The sequence below is a fragment of the Acinetobacter gyllenbergii genome (assembly GCF_001682515.1).
GTDB classification, from domain to species: Bacteria; Pseudomonadota; Gammaproteobacteria; order Pseudomonadales; family Moraxellaceae; genus Acinetobacter; species Acinetobacter gyllenbergii.
Window position 1 is genome coordinate 223,335 of record NZ_KV575263.1, and the last position, 22,156, is coordinate 245,490.

The 22,156-nt window shown below is 42.2% G+C and carries 21 protein-coding genes and 2 tRNA genes; 12 read left to right on the forward strand and 11 right to left on the reverse strand.

The window, feature by feature from the left end; genetic code table 11:
- Window positions 1-58: 58 nt before the first annotated feature.
- Complete coding sequence (hisH, locus tag NG55_RS10170) at window positions 59-676, reverse strand: imidazole glycerol phosphate synthase subunit HisH (protein WP_016542939.1); 618 nt, start codon at window positions 674-676, stop codon at window positions 59-61.
- Entirely contained in the window at window positions 676-1,269 is a 594-nt protein-coding gene (gene hisB / locus NG55_RS10175; protein ID WP_065343181.1) for an imidazoleglycerol-phosphate dehydratase HisB, read from the reverse strand. The genes hisH and hisB overlap by 1 nt, the downstream gene beginning before the upstream one ends.
- Window positions 1,270-1,373: 104 nt before the next feature.
- On the opposite strand from hisB, the gene NG55_RS10180 reads away from it, so the two are divergent.
- The 4 genes from NG55_RS10180 to NG55_RS10195 all read left to right on the forward strand — a co-directional run bounded on the left by NG55_RS10180 (window position 1,374) and on the right by NG55_RS10195 (window position 2,978).
- Window positions 1,374-1,751, forward strand: a complete 378-nt coding sequence (locus NG55_RS10180; protein WP_004657331.1) for a GNAT family N-acetyltransferase — start codon at window positions 1,374-1,376, stop codon at window positions 1,749-1,751.
- 100 nt (window positions 1,752-1,851) lie between these two features.
- Window positions 1,852-1,927: transfer RNA gene (locus tag NG55_RS10185), tRNA-Phe, on the forward strand.
- 140 nt (window positions 1,928-2,067) lie between these two features.
- Window positions 2,068-2,143 (forward strand) — tRNA-Phe (locus NG55_RS10190).
- A gap of 97 nt (window positions 2,144-2,240) precedes the next feature.
- Window positions 2,241-2,978, forward strand: coding sequence for a class I SAM-dependent methyltransferase (locus tag NG55_RS10195; protein ID WP_065343182.1), 738 nt, complete (start codon window positions 2,241-2,243; stop codon window positions 2,976-2,978).
- A 55-nt stretch (window positions 2,979-3,033) separates the two neighbouring features.
- On the opposite strand, the gene NG55_RS10200 is transcribed toward NG55_RS10195, so the two are convergent.
- The 3 genes from NG55_RS10200 to ompR form a co-directional block, all read right to left on the reverse strand.
- Window positions 3,034-4,548, reverse strand: coding sequence for an acetyl-CoA hydrolase/transferase family protein (locus NG55_RS10200; protein WP_016660112.1), 1,515 nt, complete (start codon window positions 4,546-4,548; stop codon window positions 3,034-3,036).
- A gap of 302 nt (window positions 4,549-4,850) precedes the next feature.
- Window positions 4,851-6,305, reverse strand: coding sequence for an ATP-binding protein (locus tag NG55_RS10205; protein ID WP_016542936.1), 1,455 nt, complete (start codon window positions 6,303-6,305; stop codon window positions 4,851-4,853).
- Window positions 6,306-6,322: 17 nt separating this feature from the next.
- Complete coding sequence (gene ompR, locus NG55_RS10210) at window positions 6,323-7,087, reverse strand: osmolarity response regulator transcription factor OmpR (RefSeq protein ID WP_004657337.1); 765 nt, start codon at window positions 7,085-7,087, stop codon at window positions 6,323-6,325.
- 339 nt (window positions 7,088-7,426) lie between these two features.
- Here ompR and NG55_RS10215 point away from each other — a divergent pair, with 339 nt between their 5' ends.
- The gene (locus NG55_RS10215) at window positions 7,427-9,781 is read left to right on the forward strand and encodes a Tex family protein (RefSeq protein WP_065343183.1); all 2,355 of its coding nucleotides are present in this window, start codon (window positions 7,427-7,429) and stop codon (window positions 9,779-9,781) included.
- Window positions 9,782-9,889: 108 nt separating this feature from the next.
- Window positions 9,890-10,378: a hypothetical protein gene (locus tag NG55_RS10220; RefSeq protein ID WP_023271184.1), complete on the forward strand. Its 489-nt coding sequence runs from the start codon at window positions 9,890-9,892 to the stop codon at window positions 10,376-10,378.
- A 31-nt stretch (window positions 10,379-10,409) separates the two neighbouring features.
- Here NG55_RS10220 and NG55_RS10225 read toward each other — a convergent pair whose 3' ends face one another.
- Together NG55_RS10225 and NG55_RS10230 are read right to left on the reverse strand one after the other, a co-directional pair.
- Complete coding sequence (locus tag NG55_RS10225) at window positions 10,410-11,153, reverse strand: hypothetical protein (protein WP_065343184.1); 744 nt, start codon at window positions 11,151-11,153, stop codon at window positions 10,410-10,412.
- The gene (locus tag NG55_RS10230) at window positions 11,154-12,077 is read right to left on the reverse strand and encodes a DUF2167 domain-containing protein (protein WP_065343185.1); all 924 of its coding nucleotides are present in this window, start codon (window positions 12,075-12,077) and stop codon (window positions 11,154-11,156) included.
- A 313-nt stretch (window positions 12,078-12,390) separates the two neighbouring features.
- On the opposite strand from NG55_RS10230, the gene NG55_RS10235 reads away from it, so the two are divergent.
- The 3 genes from NG55_RS10235 (at window position 12,391) to NG55_RS10245 (ending at window position 14,326) form a co-directional block, all read left to right on the forward strand.
- Window positions 12,391-13,221, forward strand: coding sequence for an AraC family transcriptional regulator (locus NG55_RS10235; RefSeq protein WP_016542689.1), 831 nt, complete (start codon window positions 12,391-12,393; stop codon window positions 13,219-13,221).
- A 77-nt stretch (window positions 13,222-13,298) separates the two neighbouring features.
- A complete protein-coding gene (locus tag NG55_RS10240; protein WP_032865923.1) occupies window positions 13,299-14,012 on the forward strand; it encodes an AzlC family ABC transporter permease in 714 nt (237 codons plus the stop codon).
- On the forward strand, window positions 14,009-14,326 hold the full coding sequence (locus tag NG55_RS10245; protein WP_065343186.1) for an AzlD domain-containing protein: 318 nt from the start codon (window positions 14,009-14,011) through the stop codon (window positions 14,324-14,326). The genes NG55_RS10240 and NG55_RS10245 overlap by 4 nt, the downstream gene beginning before the upstream one ends.
- Window positions 14,327-14,374: 48 nt before the next feature.
- Here NG55_RS10245 and NG55_RS10250 read toward each other — a convergent pair whose 3' ends face one another.
- Complete coding sequence (locus tag NG55_RS10250) at window positions 14,375-15,130, reverse strand: SDR family oxidoreductase (protein ID WP_065343187.1); 756 nt, start codon at window positions 15,128-15,130, stop codon at window positions 14,375-14,377.
- 106 nt (window positions 15,131-15,236) lie between these two features.
- Here NG55_RS10250 and NG55_RS10255 point away from each other — a divergent pair, with 106 nt between their 5' ends.
- Window positions 15,237-16,121 (forward strand): LysR family transcriptional regulator, encoded by an 885-nt coding sequence (locus tag NG55_RS10255; protein WP_065343188.1) that lies wholly within the window; start codon window positions 15,237-15,239, stop codon window positions 16,119-16,121.
- Window positions 16,122-16,208: 87 nt separating this feature from the next.
- On the opposite strand, the gene NG55_RS10260 is transcribed toward NG55_RS10255, so the two are convergent.
- Complete coding sequence (locus tag NG55_RS10260; RefSeq protein WP_065343189.1) at window positions 16,209-17,516, reverse strand: CitMHS family transporter; 1,308 nt, start codon at window positions 17,514-17,516, stop codon at window positions 16,209-16,211.
- Between the two features lie 383 nt (window positions 17,517-17,899).
- Between NG55_RS10260 and NG55_RS10265 the strand changes: the two genes are divergently transcribed.
- Window positions 17,900-18,664 carry an HD domain-containing protein gene (locus tag NG55_RS10265; RefSeq protein WP_065343190.1) on the forward strand — a complete coding sequence of 255 codons (765 nt, stop codon included), beginning with the start codon at window positions 17,900-17,902 and terminating at the stop codon, window positions 18,662-18,664.
- Between the two features lie 64 nt (window positions 18,665-18,728).
- On the opposite strand, the gene NG55_RS10270 is transcribed toward NG55_RS10265, so the two are convergent.
- Together NG55_RS10270 and NG55_RS10275 are read right to left on the reverse strand one after the other, a co-directional pair.
- Window positions 18,729-20,021, reverse strand: coding sequence for an MFS transporter (locus NG55_RS10270; RefSeq protein ID WP_016542696.1), 1,293 nt, complete (start codon window positions 20,019-20,021; stop codon window positions 18,729-18,731).
- Window positions 20,022-20,521: 500 nt separating this feature from the next.
- A complete protein-coding gene (locus NG55_RS10275; protein WP_016542697.1) occupies window positions 20,522-20,899 on the reverse strand; it encodes a MerR family DNA-binding protein in 378 nt (125 codons plus the stop codon).
- A gap of 109 nt (window positions 20,900-21,008) precedes the next feature.
- Between NG55_RS10275 and NG55_RS10280 the strand changes: the two genes are divergently transcribed.
- Window positions 21,009-22,106: an SDR family oxidoreductase gene (locus tag NG55_RS10280; protein ID WP_065343191.1), complete on the forward strand. Its 1,098-nt coding sequence runs from the start codon at window positions 21,009-21,011 to the stop codon at window positions 22,104-22,106.
- Window positions 22,107-22,156 lie beyond the last annotated feature (50 nt).

A 22,156-nucleotide genomic window follows, 5' to 3' on the forward strand; every position in this document is an offset into this window, starting at 1 on the left:
TATTTTATCAGTTGCAGATCAAGTCATAACGTGAAACTTGATCTGCATCGACGGCTGCTTAAATATTCCATTCCACAAAGTTCTTTAACAACTGTAAACCAGCGGTATGACTTTTTTCAGGATGGAACTGAGTTGCAAACAAATTGTCTTTATGAATTGCGGTACAGAAATTTACGCCATAATCACACGTTGCCGCAGTGACTGCTGAATCTTTTGGTTCAACATAATAGCTGTGCACAAAATAGAAACGTGCATCTTGCTCAATGTTATTCCACATGGGATGACTTGGATCAAGTTGATGTACTTGATTCCAACCCATGTGCGGTACTTTTAAATGAGGAATTTCAGGAAAGTGTTTCACTACACCATCAAAAATACCCAATGCAGCCACACCGCCATTTTCTTCCGAACTTTGTAAGAGGGCTTGCATACCAACACAAATTGCCAGCACAGGCTTATTGAATGCAGCCTGACGGACCACCTCATCAATCCCAGCTTCATGCATACCTTGCATGCAGTCACGCATCGCCCCTACACCTGGGAAAACAATTTTATCAGCTTTGGCAATCAGTTTCGGGTCATTGGTGACATCAACTGTTGCACCGACATGCTCTAGCGCTTTCGCCGCAGAGTGTAGATTGCCCATGCCATAATCAAGTAAAGCAATACGGGTCATTACAAACTACCTTTGGTTGAAGCGATGGTGTTTTCTGCACGTGGGTCAATTTCACAGGCCATACGTAATGCGCGTGCTAAAGCTTTAAACACACTTTCAATCTGGTGGTGACTATTTTTGCCTTTCAGGTTATCAATATGCAGTGTCATCAGCGAATGATTGACAAAACCTTGGAAGAACTCTGAAAATAAATCGACATCAAAGGTTCCGATGCGAGCACGTGTATATGGAATATCCATAAACAGGCCCGGACGACCAGACAGATCAACCACAACACGAGACAGTGCTTCATCTAATGGCGCATAAAAATGCCCATAACGACGTAAGCCTTTTTTATCACCGAGTGCTTGCGCAAAGGCTTGTCCCAAGGTGATTCCACAGTCTTCGACCGTGTGATGGTCATCAATTTCTAGGTCACCATCGCAATGAATGTCGATATCAAATAGACCATGGCGCTTGATTTGATCAATCATATGGTCTAAAAATGGAACTCCAGTGTTGAGTGTGCCTTGACCAGTACCATCGAGATTGAGACGAACTCGAATTTTTGTTTCGTTGGTATTTCTTACCACTTCACTGATACGTTGCGTCATGGACACGTTCCTCAAAAAACGTCAAAAATGATTGAATTAAAAACCAATAGTTTCGCTGTGACGAAAAAGTGACAGCATCATAGTTTGCTCAGGAGGGTTAATCAATGCCTATTACCGTACATGCTTACAGTTCTCTGGATAATCTAGGAATTCGTACTCAGCTAGAGCGACTTTACGATACCAGCCCAGAGTTTGGCGATGGGCAAGATGCAATGGAACAACTTGAACAAAATCTACAGCAATATACCACAGTTTATACTGCTGAATTTAACACCAAAATTATAGGTGCAATTTGGGCGACAGGACAAGGTGAAAGCCGTGTTTTGGAATATATTGTGGTACACCCAGCCAATCGTGGGCGTGGGGTCGCTGAACGCTTGGTTGAAGAGGTGTGCCGTATGGAAGAAGAACAAGGGGTTAAACAGTTTGAACCGGGTTGTGGGGCCATCCATCGCTGTTTATCACATCTTGGCAAAATCTAAGTTCTAGGTGACTGCTTTGTAGTAAAATTAAGCGTTTAAGAGAAAAAACCACAAATTTGCTTGACGGGCTTAGACAAACATTGTTTAATACGCCCACTTTGGCGTGATAGCTCAGTAGGTAGAGCAACGGATTGAAAATCCGTGTGTCCCCAGTTCGATCCTGGGTCTCGCCACCATAAATTTGTATTTTCAATCCCTGATCCCATCAGGGATTTTTTTTGCCTTAAAATTGATTGCGTGAAAAATGTGCATTCAAATCAAAAGCTCATGATAATTATTGACTATTCAGCTGAGATACGGCTTAATACACCCCATCGGCGTGATAGCTCAGTAGGTAGAGCAACGGATTGAAAATCCGTGTGTCCCCAGTTCGATCCTGGGTCTCGCCACCATATTCAAAAAGCCTCAAACGAAAGTTTGGGGCTTTTTTTATTGCTTCAATATTTTGTTATATTGATGACAAGTAGAAAAATTGAAGAATAAACCCAGATGAAGGATTTATTTTCGGCACACAGTAAACTTTATCAACAAGCACGGCCGACCTATCCACACTCGTTGATCCATAGCTTGGTCAAGCAACTGAATGGTTTTGCTTGCGCATGGGATTGCGGGGCAGGTTCGGGACAGCTAACTCAACTGATCGCTCCCTATTTTCAGCAAGTGGTTGCAACGGACCTCAGTCAAAATCAATTAGATCAGGCTCCAGTCTTCGCCAATGTACAGTATTTACAACAAGCCGCAGAGCACTCCATATTTCCAGATCAGTATTTTGATTTAATTACCGTTGCCCAGGCGATTCACTGGTTTGATTTTGAAAAATTCTATGCAGAAGTGAGGCGAACGCTGAAAGCAGACGGTATTTTTGCGGTGATTGGTTATGGCTTAATCCAGTTGGATGGTACAGATCTAAATCAGCGAATCGATCAGCTCTATCATCATACTTTAAAGGGCTTTTGGGATGCGGAACGACGTTATATTGATGAGCTTTATCAAACGATCCCATTTCCTTTTGAGGAAATCAGCATGCCGCAATTTCAGATTAAGTTAAGCTGGACAGGGCCGCAATTGTGGGATTATTTAAATACTTGGTCTGCGGTGAAGCATTACCAAGATCAACAGCATAAGAGCCCATTGCTGAGCTTACAGGGCCTTTTACAACAACAGCAATCCATTGGAGTCACTTTTCCAATTTTGCTCAGAGTGGGGCGCTTAGCTGCATCAGAATAGGAAGAATAAAAAAAGCATGTCGGAACATGCTTTTTATTTGGATGGGAGCCGAGCGTTAAGCAGATTTGGCCACAGCTGCTGGCGCTAACATATGACCTGTTTCTTCAAAGTTGGCATGCCAAGACAAGGCTTCACGAAGAATGTGCGGGGTATGGCCACCACGTGCACAAGCACGGTCAAAGTAATCGTTGAGCGCACCTTGATAAAGTGGATGTACACAGTTGTCGATAATGACGCGGGCACGTTCACGTGGCGCTAAACCACGAAGATCAGCCAAACCAACTTCTGTGACCAAGATGTCGACATCATGTTCGTTATGGTCGACATGGCTAACCATTGGCACGATTGACGAAATATCACCACCTTTGGCAATGGATTTGGTTACGAAGATCGCAAGGTGTGCATTACGGGCAAAGTCACCTGAACCGCCGATACCATTCATCATTTTGGTCCCACATACATGGGTCGAATTGACGTTACCGTAGATATCAAACTCAAGCGCAGTGTTAATCCCGATAATACCTAAACGACGCACGAGTTCTGGGTGGTTTGAAATCTCTTGTGGGCGCAGTACCAATTTGTCTTTGTAATGCTCAAGATTGCCAAATACACGCTCGCCACATTGTGCTGATAAGGTGATTGAGCTACCAGAAGCAAACTTCATCTTGCCGGCATCAATCAACTCAAAAGTACAGTCTTGTAGCACTTCCGAGTACATGACCAAGTCTTCAAAATTCGAATCTTTAAGTCCTGTTAAAACAGCATTCGCAATTGAACCAATGCCTGCCTGTAATGGGCCTAAGTTTTTCGCTAAACGACCTGCAGCCACTTCCTGTTCAAAGAATTTGATCAAGTGGTTGGCAATGCCTTGAGTCTCAGCATCTGGTGCAGTCACCGTTGATGGTGAATCTGCCGTGTCATTGAAGACGATCCCTACGATTTTTGCAGGATCAATTGGAATCGCGGTTGAACCAATACGGTCATCCACTTGTGTCAAAGGCAATGGCGTACGGGTAGGGCGATAAGTCGGAATATAGATATCGTGTAAACCTTCAAAGTTTTCACTCAAAGATGTATTGATTTCAACAATGACTTTTTCTGCAAAAATCGCAAAGCTGGCAGAGTTACCGACAGAGGTGGTTGGTACGATATGACCATCCTCGGTAATGGCAACCGCTTCAATCACCGCAACATCAGGACGTTTTAGTTGCTGGTTACGCATTTGCTCAACGGTTTCAGACAAATGCTGGTCGATAAACATCACTTCGCCATTGTTGATGGCACGACGTAAGGTATTGTCGACTTGGAATGGCATACGACGTGCAAGCACACCTGCTTCTGTCAATTGTTTGTCTAAGTCGTTGCCGAGGCTCGCACCGGTAATTAATGTGATTTTTAACGGATTTTTTTTGGCTTGCTCAACCAATGCTTGTGGAACAGCTTTGGCTTCGCCAGCACGGGTAAAACCGCTCATGCCAACCGTCATATCATTTTTAATAAACTGAGCTGCCTGCTCTGCACTCATCACTTTGTCATGCAGTGCTGCAAGACGAATACGACTTAAAGACATCATCCATTCTCAATATTGCTTTTCATTGGCTATGGATTTTAGCGCTAAAACATGAAAAGTGAATTGAAATAAGGCTAAGGTCTAATACAGCTGCATACGCTTTATTCATCTGCTTTTCGGTTGCTTATTTTCTGTGTGATATTTGCTTGAATTTATACAGGAAAGAAACTTCAGAACAGGGCAATGGTTTGGTTTGAATCCGTATAAAATCGAACTCAAGCCCTCAATCCGGTATTGCTGGGACTGAAGACTTTAGTCGAAGAGTTATGACTAGACTGTGCATGGATGCTCATTAGGCAATTTTAAAAATGCCCTGTTAGCGTCTGTTTGATTTTGTCGATGGCATTATTTTGGGGTTCGTCACTTGGTGTTGTGGAAATGGGTAGGGAAATCACCACTTCCAAGCCGCCTTGCTCACGGTTACGAATGCTAATCTGTCCCTGGTGAATATCGACAATCCGTTTCACAATCGCCAGACCTAAACCACTGCCTTGAATTGTTCGCGCTGAATTACCACGCACGAAAGGTTGCATTAACTCTTCCACTTGATCGGGAGGAATCCCTTCACCATGATCGGCAACCGTAATTAAGATGTGCTCGTCGACATGACTAGCAGACAATTCAATCGGTTCTGCACCATAGCGTTTGGCATTGTTAATTAAATTGGCAATCAGGCGTTTTAAGGACAAACTACGAGCAGCAATGATAGGGAGCTCTTGTGCCTGAAAGCGGATATCCAGTGGTTTGAATTGCACCACCAGTTCTTGTAGCAGGGTATTCAGGTTGGTTTCTGTGAGTTCTTCATCCGAACCATCCCGCATATAGGAAATGAACTGATTCAGAATTGCATCCATATCATCGACATCGTAGATCAGTCCTTCACGGAAAAACTCATCTGGCAGCATTTCTGCGGTCAGACGGATACGGGTCAGAGGTGTACGTAAGTCGTGTGAAATCCCTGCCAGCATAATCTGACGATCACGTTCGGTTTGCTCAAGCGTATACACCATGTGATTAAAGGCCTGATTCACTTGTCGAATTTCAAGTGGCCCGTGATTGGTATCAAGATACGGGGCTTTACCTGTTTTACTATAATTGTTGGCTGTATTTTGTAAACGACGCAAAGGTCGATTCATTTGTCGAACCAAAATTAAAATAATGATGGAGGATACGATAGGAACACCAAATAACCATCCCGCGATCAGTTCGACGCTATAGTTGGTATAGGTTTTTAATGGTTCTCTGACCCAGTTCCCGTTCATTTCGGGTGTTTGAATCCAAATTCGTGGGATTGGTTTAAATTTAAAATAAACTGTGACGTTTTCTACGCCCAGTTCTTTGGCCAGTTTGGATTCAATCTGATTGGTAAACAGTTCCGCTAAGAATTTATCTTCGACTTTAGGAAATTCTTTTGGATCGGTTACATATTCGATGCCAATACGATTTTTTAACCATGTATCGACATCGACTTCACTATCGCGATGTAGAATACGGATATCTGGATTGTTGACCAGTTCTAATTCAATCGCGAGATAGCGGGCATGTTGTTGTAATTCAGGTAGATAAAGTGTTCGCCAAAAGAACCACAAGGACATAAACAGGCTAAAGAACACCATGAACAGCACCAGAATGGTGGTGCGCATAGCGGCGGAACGCGGTTTAATTTTATCTAAAAAACGTTCCCATTTGGTTCTAGGCCTTTCTGAATAAGTCGAAAAGTCCGTAAACTCTTGTGGATCAATTGGTTCAAGTTTCAACGTTTTATTTCCTAAGCTTATTCAGCGCCATCTGGAACAAAAACGTAGCCCACACCCCATACCGTTTGGATATAGCGGGCACGGGCAGGGTTATCCTCAATTAAACGGCGCAAACGAGAGACTTGTACATCAATCGAACGTTCCATTGCACCCCATTCACGTCCACGTGCTAAATTCATTAGCTTGTCTCGTGTTAATGGTTCACGTGGATGTTGAACCAGTGCTTTTAATACGGCAAATTCACCTGTCGTTAAAGTAACGACTTGACCTTCACGGGTTAAGGTGCGGGTAGAAAGATCTAAAGACCATGGACCAAAGCTGACCACTTCCACTTGCTGACTTGGAGCGCCTGGCACTTCACGTACTTGACGACGTAATACTGCGCGAATACGCGCCAGTAATTCATTTGGGTTAAATGGTTTTGGTAAATAGTCATCGGCACCCGCTTCCAGACCCGCAATACGGTCAGAGTCACTACCACGTGCAGTCAACATGATAATTGGTGTATCAATATTGGATTGACGTAGACGACGGCAAATGCTTAAACCGTCTTCAACTGGAAGCATAAAATCAAGCACGATAAGCGAGAACAGTTCGCGTTGCAGTAAACGGTCCATTTGGGTTGCATCATGGGCAGTTTTTACCACAAAGCCTTTGTCTTCCAAAAAGCGTTGTAATAGCGTACGCAAGCGCACATCGTCATCGACCACTAAGATGCGTTCGACTCGGTCTGTCTCATGGTGCACAGTTTCCGTCGATTCGGCAGGTACAACTAAACTCATGATGTGCTCCTTTATCGTTTATTGTCATCGTCTTTATGCAATGCGATTGTGAAATATCAATACAACTTTGAGTATACGATTCATTGCACAGTTTTGGCTATGTTATAAAGCAACAAATATTGCCAATAAAATCAAGAGATAGATACCAAATATATACAGGCAAAATGATGACAATCAATCTATTTTTCAATATTTAGGCGAAAAAATCTTGGTATTTTAGAAACATTTCGAGATTTGCATAAACTACTCTCACAATATTCAAAAAAACAATGGTGGATTTTATAGCCATGAACTTTATAATCAGTGCTTTTAGACTTAACCCTTGTGGAATCAATCACGATGACTGACTTAGTTCAGCAGTTGGCAAATGAACTTGCCGTACGTCCAAACCAAGTAGAAGCTGCTATTCGTTTAATTGATGAAGGTGCTAGCGTTCCTTTTATTGCACGTTACCGTAAAGAAGTCACGCAAGGCTTAGACGATACGCAATTACGTCAACTCGATACACGTTTAACTTATTTACGTGATTTATACGAGCGTCGTGAGAAGGTGATCCAATCTTTACAAGAACAAGATAAATTAAGCGATGATTTATTAGCACGCGTTAATGCAGCAGACACCAAGAATGCATTAGAAGAAATTTACGCGCCATACCGTCCAAAACGGACCAGCAAATCATTTAAAGCAAAAGAAGCAGGCCTCGGGGTTGTTGCTGAAAAAATTATTGCAGATCAAGTGGACCCAACTGAAGCTTTAGCGGGCTTTAGTCATGAAGACTACCCAGATGTAGAAAGCCAGCTGGATGCGATTCAGCATATCTTGATTGATGACTGGGCACAAAATATCGGATTAACCACTGAATTAAAACAAACTTTTGCTAAAACTGCCGTATTGAAAAGTGCGGTTGCTTCTGATGAGAAAAAAGAAGTTGGCAAAAAGTTCCGTGATTATTTTGAGTTTTCTGAAAATCTCAATAAGGTACCATCACATCGTTTATTGGCGATGCTACGTGGTCGTCAAGAAAATGTATTGGGCTTGAAAGTAGATGGCGAAGATGATGCGCCCTTAGCTCGTATTGAGACAGAATACAATCTTGAACAAATTCAACCACAAAGCCGTCAGGATTATTTAAAGCAAACGGCTAAATTGTTCTGGTTAGGCAAGATTCGTCCGCAGATCGAACATTCATTATTAACAGACAAGCGTTTGGCTGCTGAAGCTGAAGCAATGGATGTATTTGCTGAAAATCTACGTCATTTATTGCTTTCTGCACCTGCAGGCAGCCGTACCACATTAGGGGTTGACCCTGGTATCCGTACCGGTGTGAAGCTTGCTGTGGTCAGTGATGCAGGTGATGTATTGGCACATAGCACCATTTATCCATTTGCACCGAAAGAAGACAAAGCAGGCTCGATTGCTGAACTTGCGCGTTTATGCCGGGAGTTCCACGTGGAACTTATTGCGATTGGCAACGGAACAGCAAGCCGTGAAACAGAAGCGGTTGTTGCTGAAATGATGGCAGAAAATACTGACTTAAAACTGACCCGTATTACTGTCAGTGAAGCAGGTGCATCAGTTTACTCGGCAAGTGAATTGGCTTCACAAGAGCTTCCTGAACTTGATGTCTCAATTCGTGGTGCAGTATCAATTGCACGCCGTTTACAAGATCCATTGGCTGAACTGGTGAAAATCGATCCAAAATCGATTGGTGTAGGTCAATATCAACACGACGTCAACCAAACGGGCTTAGCAAAAACACTGGATGCCGTGGTGGAAGACTGTGTGAACGCGGTGGGTGTTGATGTAAATACAGCGTCACCAGCGATCTTGGCCTATATTGCGGGTCTGAATAAGTCGATTGCACAGCAAATTGTGGAATACCGTAAAGAAAATGGTCGTTTCGACAACCGTCAATCATTGAAAAAAGTGCCACGTTTAGGCGAGCGTACTTTTGAACAGTCTGCGGGCTTCTTGCGTGTACAAAATGGTTCAGAGCCATTAGATGCTTCTGCTGTTCACCCAGAAAGTTATGGTTTGGTAGAAAAAATTGTTGCAGCAAAAGCGACAACAGTAAAAGACATTATCGGCAACACCGAAATTATTCGCCAAGTCAAAGCCGATGAATTTGTGGACGATAAATTTGGTCTACCCACCATTCAAGACGTGCTCGCTGAATTGGAAAAGCCAGGTCGTGATCCACGTCCTGAGTTCCGCACTGCAAAATTCCGTGAAGACATTACTGAGGTTGCTCAACTCACCGAAGGCATGCAGCTTGAAGGTGTTGTGACCAATGTGACCAACTTTGGTGCCTTCGTCGATGTGGGTGTACACCAAGATGGTTTAGTACATATTTCTGAACTTGCTAATGAATTTGTGTCTGATCCACATAAAGTGGTGAAACCAGGCCAAATCGTACAAGTGCGTGTGATGCAAGTGGATGTAGAGCGAAATCGTGTGAATTTGAGTATGCGTGCAGAAGGTTCTGCGCCAGCCAAAGCGGCACGTTCTCAACAACGTCCACAACAAGATCGTGCCGAACGTTCTGAGCGTAAACCTCAAGGTCAACGTCCACCACGTAAAGATGGTGATAAACGTCCGCAACATCACAAACCAAAATCTGAAAAACCACAAGAGCAAAAAATTGGTGGTTTAGGTGCGTTGTTATTACAAGCTGGGATTAAAGGTTCTAAGTAATTGAGAAATTAAATAAAAGCCTCTTCGGAGGCTTTTATTTTAAGTCATATAATCTAGATTTTTGAGCTTAGAGATGACAATACCCATAAAAAGATCAAGGATGAAAGAATGAAAAAAATACTGTTTCTATTGGCGATTTCAAGTTTAAGTTTTGCTGCGCTGGCGAAAGTTCCTTATAGCGCAACAGCAGATTGTCGTTTTGATTATGATGATTTTGACTTTTGCTCCAAACAGAGTATTGCTCAATATAAAGCGGCATTGGCAAAACAATTGCCAAACTATGATGCAACAAAAATTTTGCTCAATGTCGGATCGGCTCAAGCGATTCGTTATGTGGTGATTGATACTGAAACTGGGGTTGTGTTTCCATTACGTGATGAAATCTTAGGCTTTAAAGATGAGAAAGGTGGATTAAATGGTCAGCCTGCCTTGATTCAATTTTCACTTAAACAGCCGCAATTGTGTATTCAGGGCAGTGTCTATGCTTATCGAGATGCCTATGATAATGTCAAAGTCTGTTATCGCATGGAAAAAGACGCAGGGCTTAAATATGGTCAAGCCATCAGACGTATGGATATTCCAATGTCATTAAACTGATCAAGGTTTTAATCGCCTCCTTTGGGGGCCGCTATTTAGACTCAATTGCTATTTTTAAAGTAAGGAGTTGTTGCTCTCTTAATTCGAGCTGAGCGATGTTCTGCTCAGTAGAAGCCATTTTTAAGGCTTGGATATCCAGCAAAATGTTCTCCAATAGGCGTTGATATTGTTGTGGATCGAGTATTTGAGCGGCCAGTAAAATACCATCCGTTTTAGCCTGATAATTTAAACTAATTTTTCGTAATAGATTTAATGCAAAAGGTGGGCAGAGGAATGCATCTAATAACAGCTGCATGATTTTAAGCCAAGAAAGCTGGAGTTTTTTCCTTTTGACGATCACAAATAAGATTGAAATAAGATTTAAGCTATAAATAATGACTAAGATGATTGCAACAGCAAGATAGCCTGCTTTAAATACAATTAAAAAGGGTAAAACCACTAAGGTCAGCACAAAGACCAAAATATTAAGCCATTGCAGAGGTTTTAGGGTTTGGCTGATATTTTTGAGATGGATAATATCATGGTGGTGAATCGTGGGGTCAGGATCTTTGATTTTCCATGCACATTTAAAAAGTAGTTGATGAGACAAGCATAGGTTTGGAATAAATAAATATTTACGGAAGACATTTAGTTGTCTGGAAATCAATTGCGATTTAAAGGTAGAGCCCAACCCTTTTTGAATATTAAATTCATTATAAAAATAGAGATGAGCCGAGTCATAAATATAGAACCCGACTATGCCTAGTATGATCAGTATGTCGAAGGATAACGACATTTATGACTTATTTTTATTAAATAGGGAGCGAAGCCACCCGCCTACGGCAATCACACCTACAGCAATGAATTTCCATGCTGCTGCGAAGAATGCGGCAATCGCAGCCCAGAAACCCTTTTTGGTTGCAACGACTGCTGCGCCCCCTGCAATTAAGGCAGCTAGGCCGTATTCAGCGACTTTATCGCCTTCACGGTATTCTGCGTATTTCTCACCAAAATTATAATCAAAGCCCTTTAAACTGGTTTTAAATGCATTAATATTCTGAGTTAAATGTTCTTCGTCAGATACTAGGGTTGCACTGGTGACGCCAGTACGCCCTAAAATACGAATGGTATAGTTAATGGCTTCATTATTTTCTTCATCACGGATTTTAAGTGCCCACTCTAAACGTTTGGTTTGATTGTCATAATGTGGCGGAACGGCCCAGCCAACGGTATACAATTTTGGATAACCTAAACGTGCGCGTTCTTCATTAGATGGTTCATCAGACTCTTTGAGTTGTTTTAATAGGGCATCAGCATCGATTTTCTCATCATCTTTAACATAGCCCGAGGGATCAAAATCAAAGGTTGCCCACCATGAATCATCTGGAGCGACTAAAATATTGGTCGTGCCTGTGGTTAAATTTCCCGTGAGTTCTAGAAATTTATCAGCATTCTTTGGGTCTAAAAATCCTTCATCTTTGAGGGTATTTAAAGTTGCCACATTGGCGACATTTTCTTTTTTCGGCCCTAAATGCCAATCTAATGTTGCCATTGGGTTTTCTGCAGCATTTTGAGTGGTCGTATTATTGGCTGCAGTTTCTTCCGTAGATGCCGATGCATGTACATAACTTGGAATTGTGGTGGTTCCTAATACAGAAAGACTGAGTGCGATTGCATAACTTAAAGGGATTAATTTTTTAGGGTGCAGTGGATTTAACATAGTGTTCTCTCAATTTTTTTGCTTTTGGTTTTATTACAATTTATTGCATAAATTATGTGCGGATTTTAAAAGATTTTAAATAAAAATTAAATATGTCTAGATGATTATCTTTTTTATTTTCTTTGCATCAGAGTAGATAAAAAATATTCTTTATTTTAATTAATCATTTAAATGGTTGAATAAAAGCTTATTCATCTATTTTGACTGCACAACTAAGATTCATCTTTGTTTTGAACAAATAGCAATTTTGTTCTATACATCTCTCTGAATCGCGTTAATCTGACACAATGCAAAAACTTCAAAGGAGGTCGTGATGTCGCGTAGACCTCGTGAGCAAGTCGATTACTTACACCTAGCAGAGCTGGGTGGTTTGGAAATGCTAAAAGCAAGTTATTATCAGCAGGAATTTTCACGACATGTTCATGAAGGATTTTGCATTGGCGTGATTGAAGAAGGGGCGCAACGCTTCTATCGCACAGGGGGCAACCATGTTGCACCACAAGGCGATATTATTTTGGTCAATGCCGATGAAGTACATACCGGTTCTGCGGCAGTCGAAACAGGTTGGCGTTATCGTGCTATGTACCCAACTCCTGAAGTCTTTTATGAATTGACCCGTGATTTGACCACCGTACATGGGACAGCACCCTGGTTTAGAGAGGCGGTATTGCATGATGAAGGGTTGGCACAGCAATTCCGTCTGTTATTCGATTTATTGGAACAACCCAATAATACCTTATTAAAACAGACCTTGTTTCTGTCGACCATTGCTTGGCTGGTCTCGAAATACAGTCAGGTGAAACCGCAGATTGCCGATCTGAGTAATGCCAAACAACGTATCCTTAATATCAAGGAGCTGATGGCGAGTATGCCAGAGCAAGAGTTTTCCTTGGCTGAACTTGCAGCAATGGCCAATTTCAGCCAATGGCATTTTTTACGTCAATTTAAAAAACATGTGGGGCTTTCACCGCATGCATGGCTGGTGCAAGCACGACTGCAAAAATCACAAAAATTGTTAAGACAGGGGCTGCTGTTATCTGAAGTGTCGCAACAATGTGGTTTTTCGGATCAGAGCCATTTCAGTCGACATTTTCGTCAGACTTTTGGGATTACCCCAGGCGGCTATGTGGCTTATCTCAAATAAAATAGCAATTTTGTACAATTCAGGCTGAGTAAAGTTTGGCATAGTGAGCCAATCTTGTATGAAAAATTGTGATGTCGATGTTAAGCGAAGCCATAACCGATGATACGCCAATGAGCATATCGCGGGCATTTCTCAATGGGGTCGTCAAAATACTGCCGCTCTGTTTCGCTGTATTACCGTGGGGATTATTGGCGGGTTCTATGGCTGTGCAAGCTGGGTTGAGCACTGGGCAGGCGATTGCTATGTCAGCCTTAGTCTTTGCTGGTGCCGCACAGTTGATGACCTTGGGCTTGGTGATGGCAGGTACGCCAGCACTGACCATTATTATTTCAGTCTTCTTGATTACCACGCAGCATTATTTATATGCACTGTATTTACGTGAAGATATTTCCAAGCAACCTCTCAAACATCGGCTGATGTTGGGTTTCTTGCTCACGGATGAATTATTTGCAGTGAGCATTAAAAAGCAGCAGCACTATATTTATTATTTATTGGGTGCGGGCAGTTGTTTTTATCTGTGTTGGGTCTTGTTTAGTGTGTGTGGGATATTACTTGCCTCTTCAGTACCGAATCTCGATCAGTATCATTTGGACTTTTCCATTGTTGCAACTTTTATTGCGATTGTGATTCCTTTTATTAAGAACTTAAATACGCTCGTTGGGGTATTGGTTTCCGTGCTGCTCACGCTGGTTTTTTTAAGTCTAGGCATTAAAAGTGCCGCCATTTTGGCAGGGGTGATCGGTATGTTAACCGCCACTTGTTTGCAGAATCTGCGGGAGCGTGTGGCATGACGTGGTTCCTTTTGATTATTCTGGCTGTGGTGGTGTTTATGAATCGCTATATTTTGCTAGAACCGAATATTCCGTTGCGCTTACCGAAATGGTTTCAACAATCCTTACAGTATTCTGCACCATGTTTGCTTACAGCGATTGCAACGCCGATTGTGTTTATGGATGAACATGGTGCATTTCGTTCGACTTTATTGAATCCGTATTTTTTGGCCACGATTTTAACCATTGTGATTGCATATAAGGTCAAACATACCTTGCTGACCATTATTTTGAGTTTGCTTTGTTTTTATGCTTTGGTTTATGGATTAAATTAGTCAACTCGGGATAAGCCGTTGTATCCCAAGTTGATGAGGTATCAAATATTAACGGGTGGTATAACCGCCATTGGCAAAAATGGTTTGCCCTGTAATCCACCAACCATCAGTTACCAAGAAGCGAACCAAAGGTTCAATATCTTCGATTTTGGTTAAGCCACCTAAAGCAGATGCTGATTTATGATAGGCCACCGCTTCAGGTGCCTCCTGACCGTAGAAAAATGGGGTATCCATTGGGCCTGGTGCAACGGCAGTGACCGAAATACCACGTTCACCAAATTCTTTAGATGCGGCACGGGTATAATGTTCGACGGGTGCTTTTAAGCCTTCATAGGTTGAATAAAGTCCCGTATACGCTGCAAGTAAACTGGTTACGATGGTGCAGATCTTGCCATTGTCATTCAGATGACGACCTGCTGATTGAATAAAGAAATAGGCAATTTTATTGTTGATGTCATTCATACCATCGAACTCTTGTTCGGTGGTGTCTAAATAGGGTTTTTTCAGGACACGGCCTACCGTGTTAATCGCAATATCGACACCACCAAAGTTTTCTTTGGCAGTGAGAAACAGTTGCTCGATATTTTGAATATCGGATAAATCGGCTTGTACCAAGATCGCTTTTGCTCCGAGTGCCTGTACATCCTTTAAGGTTTGTTCAGCATCGGCTTGCGTGGCAGCACTATTGTAATGAATGAGTAGATTTGCGCCTTGTTCTGCAAATTTACGTGAAATTAGACCACCTAAGTTTTTTGCACCACCCGTGATCAATACGGTTTTTCCATTGAGATTATGCTGTGACATGGGATTTCCCTTGAGTTGTTTGGCATAAAAATCATCCTAGTGGAATTTATTTGTTTGAAATAGTTGTTAGTATTGAATTGATTGTACAAAAAAGTTGAACAATAAAATGGACAAGATCGATCGTTTAAGAATCTTTTGCTTGGTCGCAGAGAAACAATCTTTTGCCCAAGCTGCATTGCAATTGGGGCTACCACGTTCCAATGTCACTTATGCGATCCAAATGCTTGAAAAAGAATATGAAGTATTATTGTTTTATCGCACTACACGTAAAGTGGCTTTAACTCATGAGGGCAGCTTGTTTTACCAGGAAGCCACGCGCTTGGTTACTCAGCTTAAAGAACTCAATCGTTTTAAAAGCCAAGTACGCAGTCAAGAAGGCAAGATCAGTATTGGTCTGCCAAAACGCTTAGCGACTCAAGTTCTGATTCCACATTTATCCTCCTTTTATCAACGCTATCCCAAGGTCAAAGTATTGATCAATGGCAGTGATGATTTTTCTAATTTGATTGAACAACAATTGGATTGTGTCGTGCGTGTTGGGCAGGTGCAGGATGAATATCTACTCATTCGACCGATTTGCCAGACCGAAATCTGGACAGTAGTGGCGCCCCATTATCTGGCTGAATTTGGAGAACCGACACAGTTTGATCAATTACAACAGCATTTTGCGGTGGATTATCATGTGGCCAAACATTATCGGGAATGGAGTGAGCTGGAATTCCAAGCGCATCGGATTAAAATGCCGTATCGTTTATTGGTTGAGAATACTGAGGCCTATATTCAGGCAGGTTTAGCAGGTCTTGGTATCATTCAGATTCCTGAATTTGATGCAGCGCCTTATGTTGAGCAAGGACGGTTACAACGTTTATTTACCGATACACCATGTTTGCAATTAGCTGTGAGTCTTTTACTGACAGATCGTCAGTACCGTCCCCAATATTTTCAGGACTTTGTTGACTGGTTAGATAGGCTATTAAAAACCAAATTGTAATGGGAAGGGAAAGACCTCATGTATGTGGGCAAAGCAAATAGTCAATAAAAAAAGCATACCTGAGTATGCTTTTTCCTATTTTAAAGATCAGTAGAGGCCCAGCAAGAAACCAGCCCCTAAGGTAAAGAAGCTGAATAACCAGATCCAGCCAAACGAATAGCGTAGATGGCGCCCCATGTCGGTGCCAGTCAGTCCGACTGCAAGCCAAGTTGCAGGTGAGAATGGGCTGACAAAGGTACCTGCATTGTTGCCAATCGCCATGGCATATACCACCGAATCTGCATTGACCCCAGCTGTGGCAGTGACTTCCTGCACAATGGGTAGTAAGGCAAAGTAATAGGCATCCGTACTGGTAAAGATGTCCATCGGGACACCCAAAATTCCGACCAGAATGTGCAGACTCGCAATCCATGTACTTGGCAGAATTTTAATGAGGTCCAAAGCAATCGATTGCAGCATACCAGATTCAGACAAGATCCCAAGGAAAGCACCTGCCGCAAAAATAATGGCAACCATGCTCAATGCTTGCGGTGCATGACGACCAATCACTTCAATCTGTGTTTTCGGCTGTGGGAAATTGACGATCAAGACCAAGGCAAGGGCAATCATAAATACGTAAGGGGCAGAGAACAGACCAAAAGCCAAACATACAATGGCAGCAACGATTAGCCCCAAGTTAAACCATAGATTTTTTGGTTTGGCATCTTCTTGCAGGTCTTCTGCCAGATCTTTGGCCATACAGTCTTGTTCAAATGGTGTAGTGCCAAGGGCTTGGGCCGCGAGAATACGTTTTTTCTCACGTAATCCCATGAATACGGCAAATACCATCATCCCTGCAACACCCACCACTTGAACGGGAATCAGACTATGCCAGAGTGTGGCAGCATCTAAACCTGTTGCGGCTGAAGCACGTCCCAAAGGTCCGCCCCATGGCACCATATTCATTACGCCCATACTGCCTGCCATCAGTAATAGCATCAGATAGGGACTCATACCCAATTTACGGTAAAGTGGTAATAAGGCTGGAATAATAATTAAAAAAGTGGCAGCGCCTGATCCATCTAAATGTACAATCGCAGCAATCAGGGTGGTCATCACGGCAACGATCACGACATTGCCACGGGTCATTTGCACCATGCGTTTAATCATGGGGTCAAAGACATGTAATTCTTTTAAAATGCTAAAAAACAAAATGGCGAATAAAAACATGGTCGCCACTTTGGTCACTTTGGCTAGACCGGCTTCAAAGAAACCAGAAATCTCGCTAATCGAAAAACCAGCAATGAGCGCGCCAATAAGAGGAACAATCGACATTGCAACAATTGGACTGGTTTTACCAGACATCAGTAGCGCAACAATTGTCACAATAATTAGAATACCTATCAGCGTCAGCATTATTTACTCCCTAAAGTTGTAACCTCTTGCCATAAAAAAAGTGTTAAAAATACACCAAAAATAAAAAATAAAGCGCCGACCATTATGCATAAAAACTTAATTTGTTCTTAAATTTAAGAAGAAAAACTAAACGATTAGACTAATAAATGAACATTCTGTTTAATTTTTTCGGAAAATAGGTCAGAGCGAAATAATGAATTGCCGACAAAGTAGCCAGATTTTGGAGTGATATCTGAAGATGAGCGCGGTAGATTTAATCACCATCTTTCTAAAAATGCTGTACCGAGAACAGTCCGAAGGACGTGACTTGATTTTGACTTCTGTGTTTTTTTGCAGTAAAAGATAAATTAGAGTAATTACTCTAATTTTGAGGTTGAATAAAAATGCAAATTGGTCGACAAGCTTGGATGGCGCAGACTTCGGGGGATTTATCCTTAAAAGATCGTATGGCACTCTTGAGCGATAGTCTTTTACCTGTACTTAAGCAAAGCATCAAAATGTACAGTTTGGCTTATCGGGATAAACCTGCTACGCAGCATGAACTTGAGGTGGATGATCTGAGCCTGCCAGACAGTTCAGATGTGCGACAGGCCTTGGAGAAAATGCAGGATTGCAGTTCGCAGACTTTACAGAATCATTGTCTCAGAACATGGTGCTATGCCACAGCATTTGCCCAAATGCAGCATTTAAAACCAGATGATGAATTATTAGCGGTTTCCTGTTTATTGCATGATTTAGGCATGACAGAACAACATTATCAGCATCATGCACAGTGCCGCTGCTTTGCTGGTCAAGGCGCTTATGCGGCAAGAGATTGGTCGCTTGAACAGGGGTGGCAATTGCCTCGTGCAGATCAACTGTTTGATGTGATCAGTCTGCATATGAATCCTTATGTTGGACTCGATCAGGGAGTAGAAGCGCATTTGCTGCAACAAGCGGCCAGTTGTGATGTGATCGGCAGTCGAGGTTTTGAGTTTTCTAAACAGTTTAGACAGCAATTACAGCAGCAATATCCCCGTCTGGATTTCAGCCAAAGTATGATTGAATTTATTCAACAAGAAGCACAGCAGCGTCCTCGCTCCCGTACCGCCATGCTGGTACAGAGTGGACTTAAGCAGTTGGTGCACTTCAATCCTTATTTGCAATAACGCTCAAAATAAAAAAACCACCTTTGCTTTTACAAAAGTGGTTTAGATTTAGGACACAATTTATTTAGTGGTCATGTTCCAGATATTCAGGCTTTTTCGGTAAGGCCCAACTACACATGAAACAGATTAACAGCATGATAATGACGTATACGAAGAAGGTATTTTCAATGCCTGCATCTTTAAATAATAACGCTACCGATGGCGCGGAACCCCCAAATAAGGCATTACCCACAGCATAAGAAAAGCCGACACCTAAAGCACGGACATGCGGTGGGAACATTTCAGCTTTAACTAGACCACTGATCGAGGTATAGAAGCTCAGCAACATCATCAAGAAGATCAGTAACAGGGTGATGATGACAGGGGAGTCAGCAAAGCTACGCATGCCTGTGACCATGACAGGATAAATAAAGATGGCGCTGAGTAAACTGAATGCCAACATGGACGCACGACGACCAATCCGATCGGAAAGCATACCGAACAACGGTTGTGCCAGCATAAAGACAAATAGCGCCGTGGTCATGATAAAGCCAACGGTTTTACCATCCATACCGATGTTGGTGAGATAGGTTTTTGAATAAACGGTCACTACATAGAAGGTGAGTGAACCTGCTGAGGTATAGCCCACCACCAATAAGAAGGTTTTCCAGTGCTGCTTCAGTAAGGCAATTAAGCTGCCTGATTCTTCACGCTCAGCATCTTCATGTGACAAAGTTTCTTCTAAACGACTACGTGCGAGTAAAGACAATAATGCAGCAACACCACCGATCACAAATGGAATACGCCATCCACCATCATTCAGTTGTTGTTCGCTCATAAAGCCCAGCAAGATCACCCCAAGTAAACTGGCAAGTAGTTGCCCGCCTGATAAGGTGACGTATTGGAAGGAGGCAAAGAAGCCTCGTTGTCCTTTTAGACCCAGTTCACTCATGTAGGTGGCAACGGCACCATATTCACCACCAACGGAAAGACCTTGTAGTAAACGTACCATGAGCAGTAAAAAGGGTGCCCACATGCCGACTTGATCATAAGTGGGTAAGGCAGCAAAGAGGAATGAACTGAGTGCCATTAAGCAAATCGAAATGACCATCGATTGCTTACGGCCCTGACGGTCAGCAATACGCCCGAATAGCCAACTACCGATTGGGCGCATGAAAAAGCTGGCACCAAATACACCCCACACATAAATGGCTTTCGTGGTTGGTTCCATATCTGGGGCAGTTAATGCATGCGTAAAATAGGCAGCAAACACAGCATAAATATAGAAATCAAACCACTCAACTAAATTCCCTGATGCCGCACCCACAATACCTTTGATGCGACTTCTTTTTTCTTCCTTGCTATATGTCTGACTCATATATGTTCCTTTTCAACCAAGCAAGATTCTGTAACTGAATCTTTACAGAATGTTATATACCGCTAAAGAAGCATGAAAATGACACTATTTTGTATGTTTTTTATGAATGCATTTTTAGATTGGGAGAAAACCCCTTATTTTTTGCTAACCCTTTGACAGATAAAGCATGTCAAAATAGTCAATGTTGAGAATTTAATATGATTAAAAGCAATTAATTGAGTTCTATTAAGAGACAATTTTATTGAGTGAGTCATCTCGTGTTGTGTCAATAGATTGTAATGAAGGCATTTGTGGGATTTTCCTCTTTTATTTTAATTCAAGACATGGAGTGCATGTATTGGAAGATGAGTGTTGCAATGACACTGAAAAGATGTAATCCAGAAAATATGCTAGAGGAGAAATCAACAGACGATACTGATGATTAATGCAGCAAAGCTGTGGATAAGTTTTAGTTTATACACATGAGCAGTTGTTGCGATTTATGCCTGTTTTCAAAGTAATTAATTGAATACTGGAATAGGGCAGTCTGCTCTTAATGGACATGCTTCTCCTTGCGTGAGCTTGTTCAGCATTGTTCTGATTTGATGAAGCTGTGCAATTTTTTCATCGATCATGTTGAGCTTTTCTTGGAGGATGGTTTGGACTTGTGGTGCGGGAATTTCATCCTGTGCTGTCATTGCTAAAATCTGCTTAATCTCACTCAAGGCAAAACCTAGATTTTTGGCAGTACGAATCAATTGCAATTGTTGCAGCGTCTGTTCTGGGTAATCTTTATAGCCATTATTACAGGTGATGGATTGGATCAACTGCATTTTTTCATAAAAGCGAATGGTGTCTCGGCTCAGATCGGCCTGTTTTGCTAATTGTCCAATCAACATGGTCGGTATCCTTTATTATTTTATAAAAAAGTGGTGCATAAATCACTTGACCATTGAGTGTACTCCATCCTTTAGCCTCTGCCTACATTCATTAAAAAGGGCGTATCAGATGGAGCATAACAACTTAAAAACACAGCCAGATCAACCAGTCGCATTGGTTGCAGGTGCAACGGGATTTATTGGTCGTTATTTAATTTTAGAACTCTTGAGGCAGGGCCACGCGGTCTTTGCCTTGGTTCGGAATCAAGCGAAACAACAAGTAATGCTCAGTGATTGGCTCAGTCAAAAGGGTGTTGCCTTGAATCAACTGACGTTTATTCAAGCAGATGTAACACAAGCTAATTTAGCTATTAGCAGTGGGGATTGGGAAAAATTAAAGTCCGTCAACACTTTATATAATAGCAGTGCATTATTTGCATGGAACCTGAGTTTGCAGCAAGCACGGGCAGTCAATGTTGAAGGTGCATTGAATTTATTAGATTGTGTGCATCGGCGGTGTGATTTAAAACGCGCTGTGCACGTTTCGGGTTATATGTTGACGATTTTAAGTCATTTACAGCAAGCGGGAGTCTGCCTTGAGCAGCCGGACAATACCGACTGGCCAGCTGTATACCAACATTTAGGTGCTTATGAGGCATCGAAAATAGAAGCGCATTTTGCATGGATACAACAGGCACAACAGCTATCAGTCGATTGGACTATTATTCATCCTGCAACAGTTGTTGGCGATGAGGAATCTGGTGAAATTCCAATCAATCAACCGATCGCGCAAATGATTGATGTGCTCAAACGGAGAAAAATGAGTGCAATCCCTGCAACGGCTCAGCACTATCTACCTTTAGTGCGTGTCGATGACCTATGTCGGATAATGGTCAGTGCTTCTGCTGATATGGCTTTGTCGAATCAAGCAATGTTGGTTATGAGTGAAGACAATCTGGCTTTGCATCAACTAACCCGTATGATTGCAGATCAATTGCAGGTCAAAGCGCCTACACGACATGTGCCACTTGCTGTATTGAGGTTTATTTTAAAATGGCAATGGTTGGCGAAAAAATTAGAAATGTCTACGGAAATGCTGAGCTTTCTAAGAACAGAACAGTTGGATCGAGAACGATTGACGCAATTTCAACAGCGCTGGCAGATCTCAATGGGCGATCTTGATGCAGCGATTCGGAAAAGCACTGACTGGATCAATCAAACCAGCTAGAACCGATTTCAAATAAAAAAGCAGCCCATCAAAAGATGGGCTGCTTTTCT

What these genes read in the sequence shown, in the direction of transcription:
- NG55_RS10260 (WP_065343189.1), bottom strand. Translation starts at nt 17,516, where the DNA reads ATGCTGACGCTGATAGGTATTCTAATTATTGTGACAATTGTTGCGCTA.
- NG55_RS10250 (WP_065343187.1), bottom strand. Translation starts at nt 15,130, where the DNA reads ATGTCACAGCATAATCTCAATGGAAAAACCGTATTGATCACGGGTGGT.
- hisB (WP_065343181.1), bottom strand. Translation starts at nt 1,269, where the DNA reads ATGACGCAACGTATCAGTGAAGTGGTAAGAAATACCAACGAAACAAAA.
- NG55_RS10240 (WP_032865923.1), top strand. Translation starts at nt 13,299, where the DNA reads ATGTTAAGCGAAGCCATAACCGATGATACGCCAATGAGCATATCGCGG.
- NG55_RS10255 (WP_065343188.1), top strand. Translation starts at nt 15,237, where the DNA reads ATGGACAAGATCGATCGTTTAAGAATCTTTTGCTTGGTCGCAGAGAAA.
- NG55_RS10225 (WP_065343184.1), bottom strand. Translation starts at nt 11,153, where the DNA reads ATGTCGTTATCCTTCGACATACTGATCATACTAGGCATAGTCGGGTTC.
- NG55_RS10245 (WP_065343186.1), top strand. Translation starts at nt 14,009, where the DNA reads ATGACGTGGTTCCTTTTGATTATTCTGGCTGTGGTGGTGTTTATGAAT.
- NG55_RS10270 (WP_016542696.1), bottom strand. Translation starts at nt 20,021, where the DNA reads ATGAGTCAGACATATAGCAAGGAAGAAAAAAGAAGTCGCATCAAAGGT.
- NG55_RS10235 (WP_016542689.1), top strand. Translation starts at nt 12,391, where the DNA reads ATGTCGCGTAGACCTCGTGAGCAAGTCGATTACTTACACCTAGCAGAG.
- NG55_RS10275 (WP_016542697.1), bottom strand. Translation starts at nt 20,899, where the DNA reads ATGTTGATTGGACAATTAGCAAAACAGGCCGATCTGAGCCGAGACACC.
- NG55_RS10220 (WP_023271184.1), top strand. Translation starts at nt 9,890, where the DNA reads ATGAAAAAAATACTGTTTCTATTGGCGATTTCAAGTTTAAGTTTTGCT.
- NG55_RS10180 (WP_004657331.1), top strand. Translation starts at nt 1,374, where the DNA reads ATGCCTATTACCGTACATGCTTACAGTTCTCTGGATAATCTAGGAATT.
- NG55_RS10195 (WP_065343182.1), top strand. Translation starts at nt 2,241, where the DNA reads ATGAAGGATTTATTTTCGGCACACAGTAAACTTTATCAACAAGCACGG.
- NG55_RS10215 (WP_065343183.1), top strand. Translation starts at nt 7,427, where the DNA reads ATGACTGACTTAGTTCAGCAGTTGGCAAATGAACTTGCCGTACGTCCA.
- hisH (WP_016542939.1), bottom strand. Translation starts at nt 676, where the DNA reads ATGACCCGTATTGCTTTACTTGATTATGGCATGGGCAATCTACACTCT.
- NG55_RS10200 (WP_016660112.1), bottom strand. Translation starts at nt 4,548, where the DNA reads ATGTCTTTAAGTCGTATTCGTCTTGCAGCACTGCATGACAAAGTGATG.
- NG55_RS10265 (WP_065343190.1), top strand. Translation starts at nt 17,900, where the DNA reads ATGCAAATTGGTCGACAAGCTTGGATGGCGCAGACTTCGGGGGATTTA.
- ompR (WP_004657337.1), bottom strand. Translation starts at nt 7,087, where the DNA reads ATGAGTTTAGTTGTACCTGCCGAATCGACGGAAACTGTGCACCATGAG.
- NG55_RS10280 (WP_065343191.1), top strand. Translation starts at nt 21,009, where the DNA reads ATGGAGCATAACAACTTAAAAACACAGCCAGATCAACCAGTCGCATTG.
- NG55_RS10230 (WP_065343185.1), bottom strand. Translation starts at nt 12,077, where the DNA reads ATGTTAAATCCACTGCACCCTAAAAAATTAATCCCTTTAAGTTATGCA.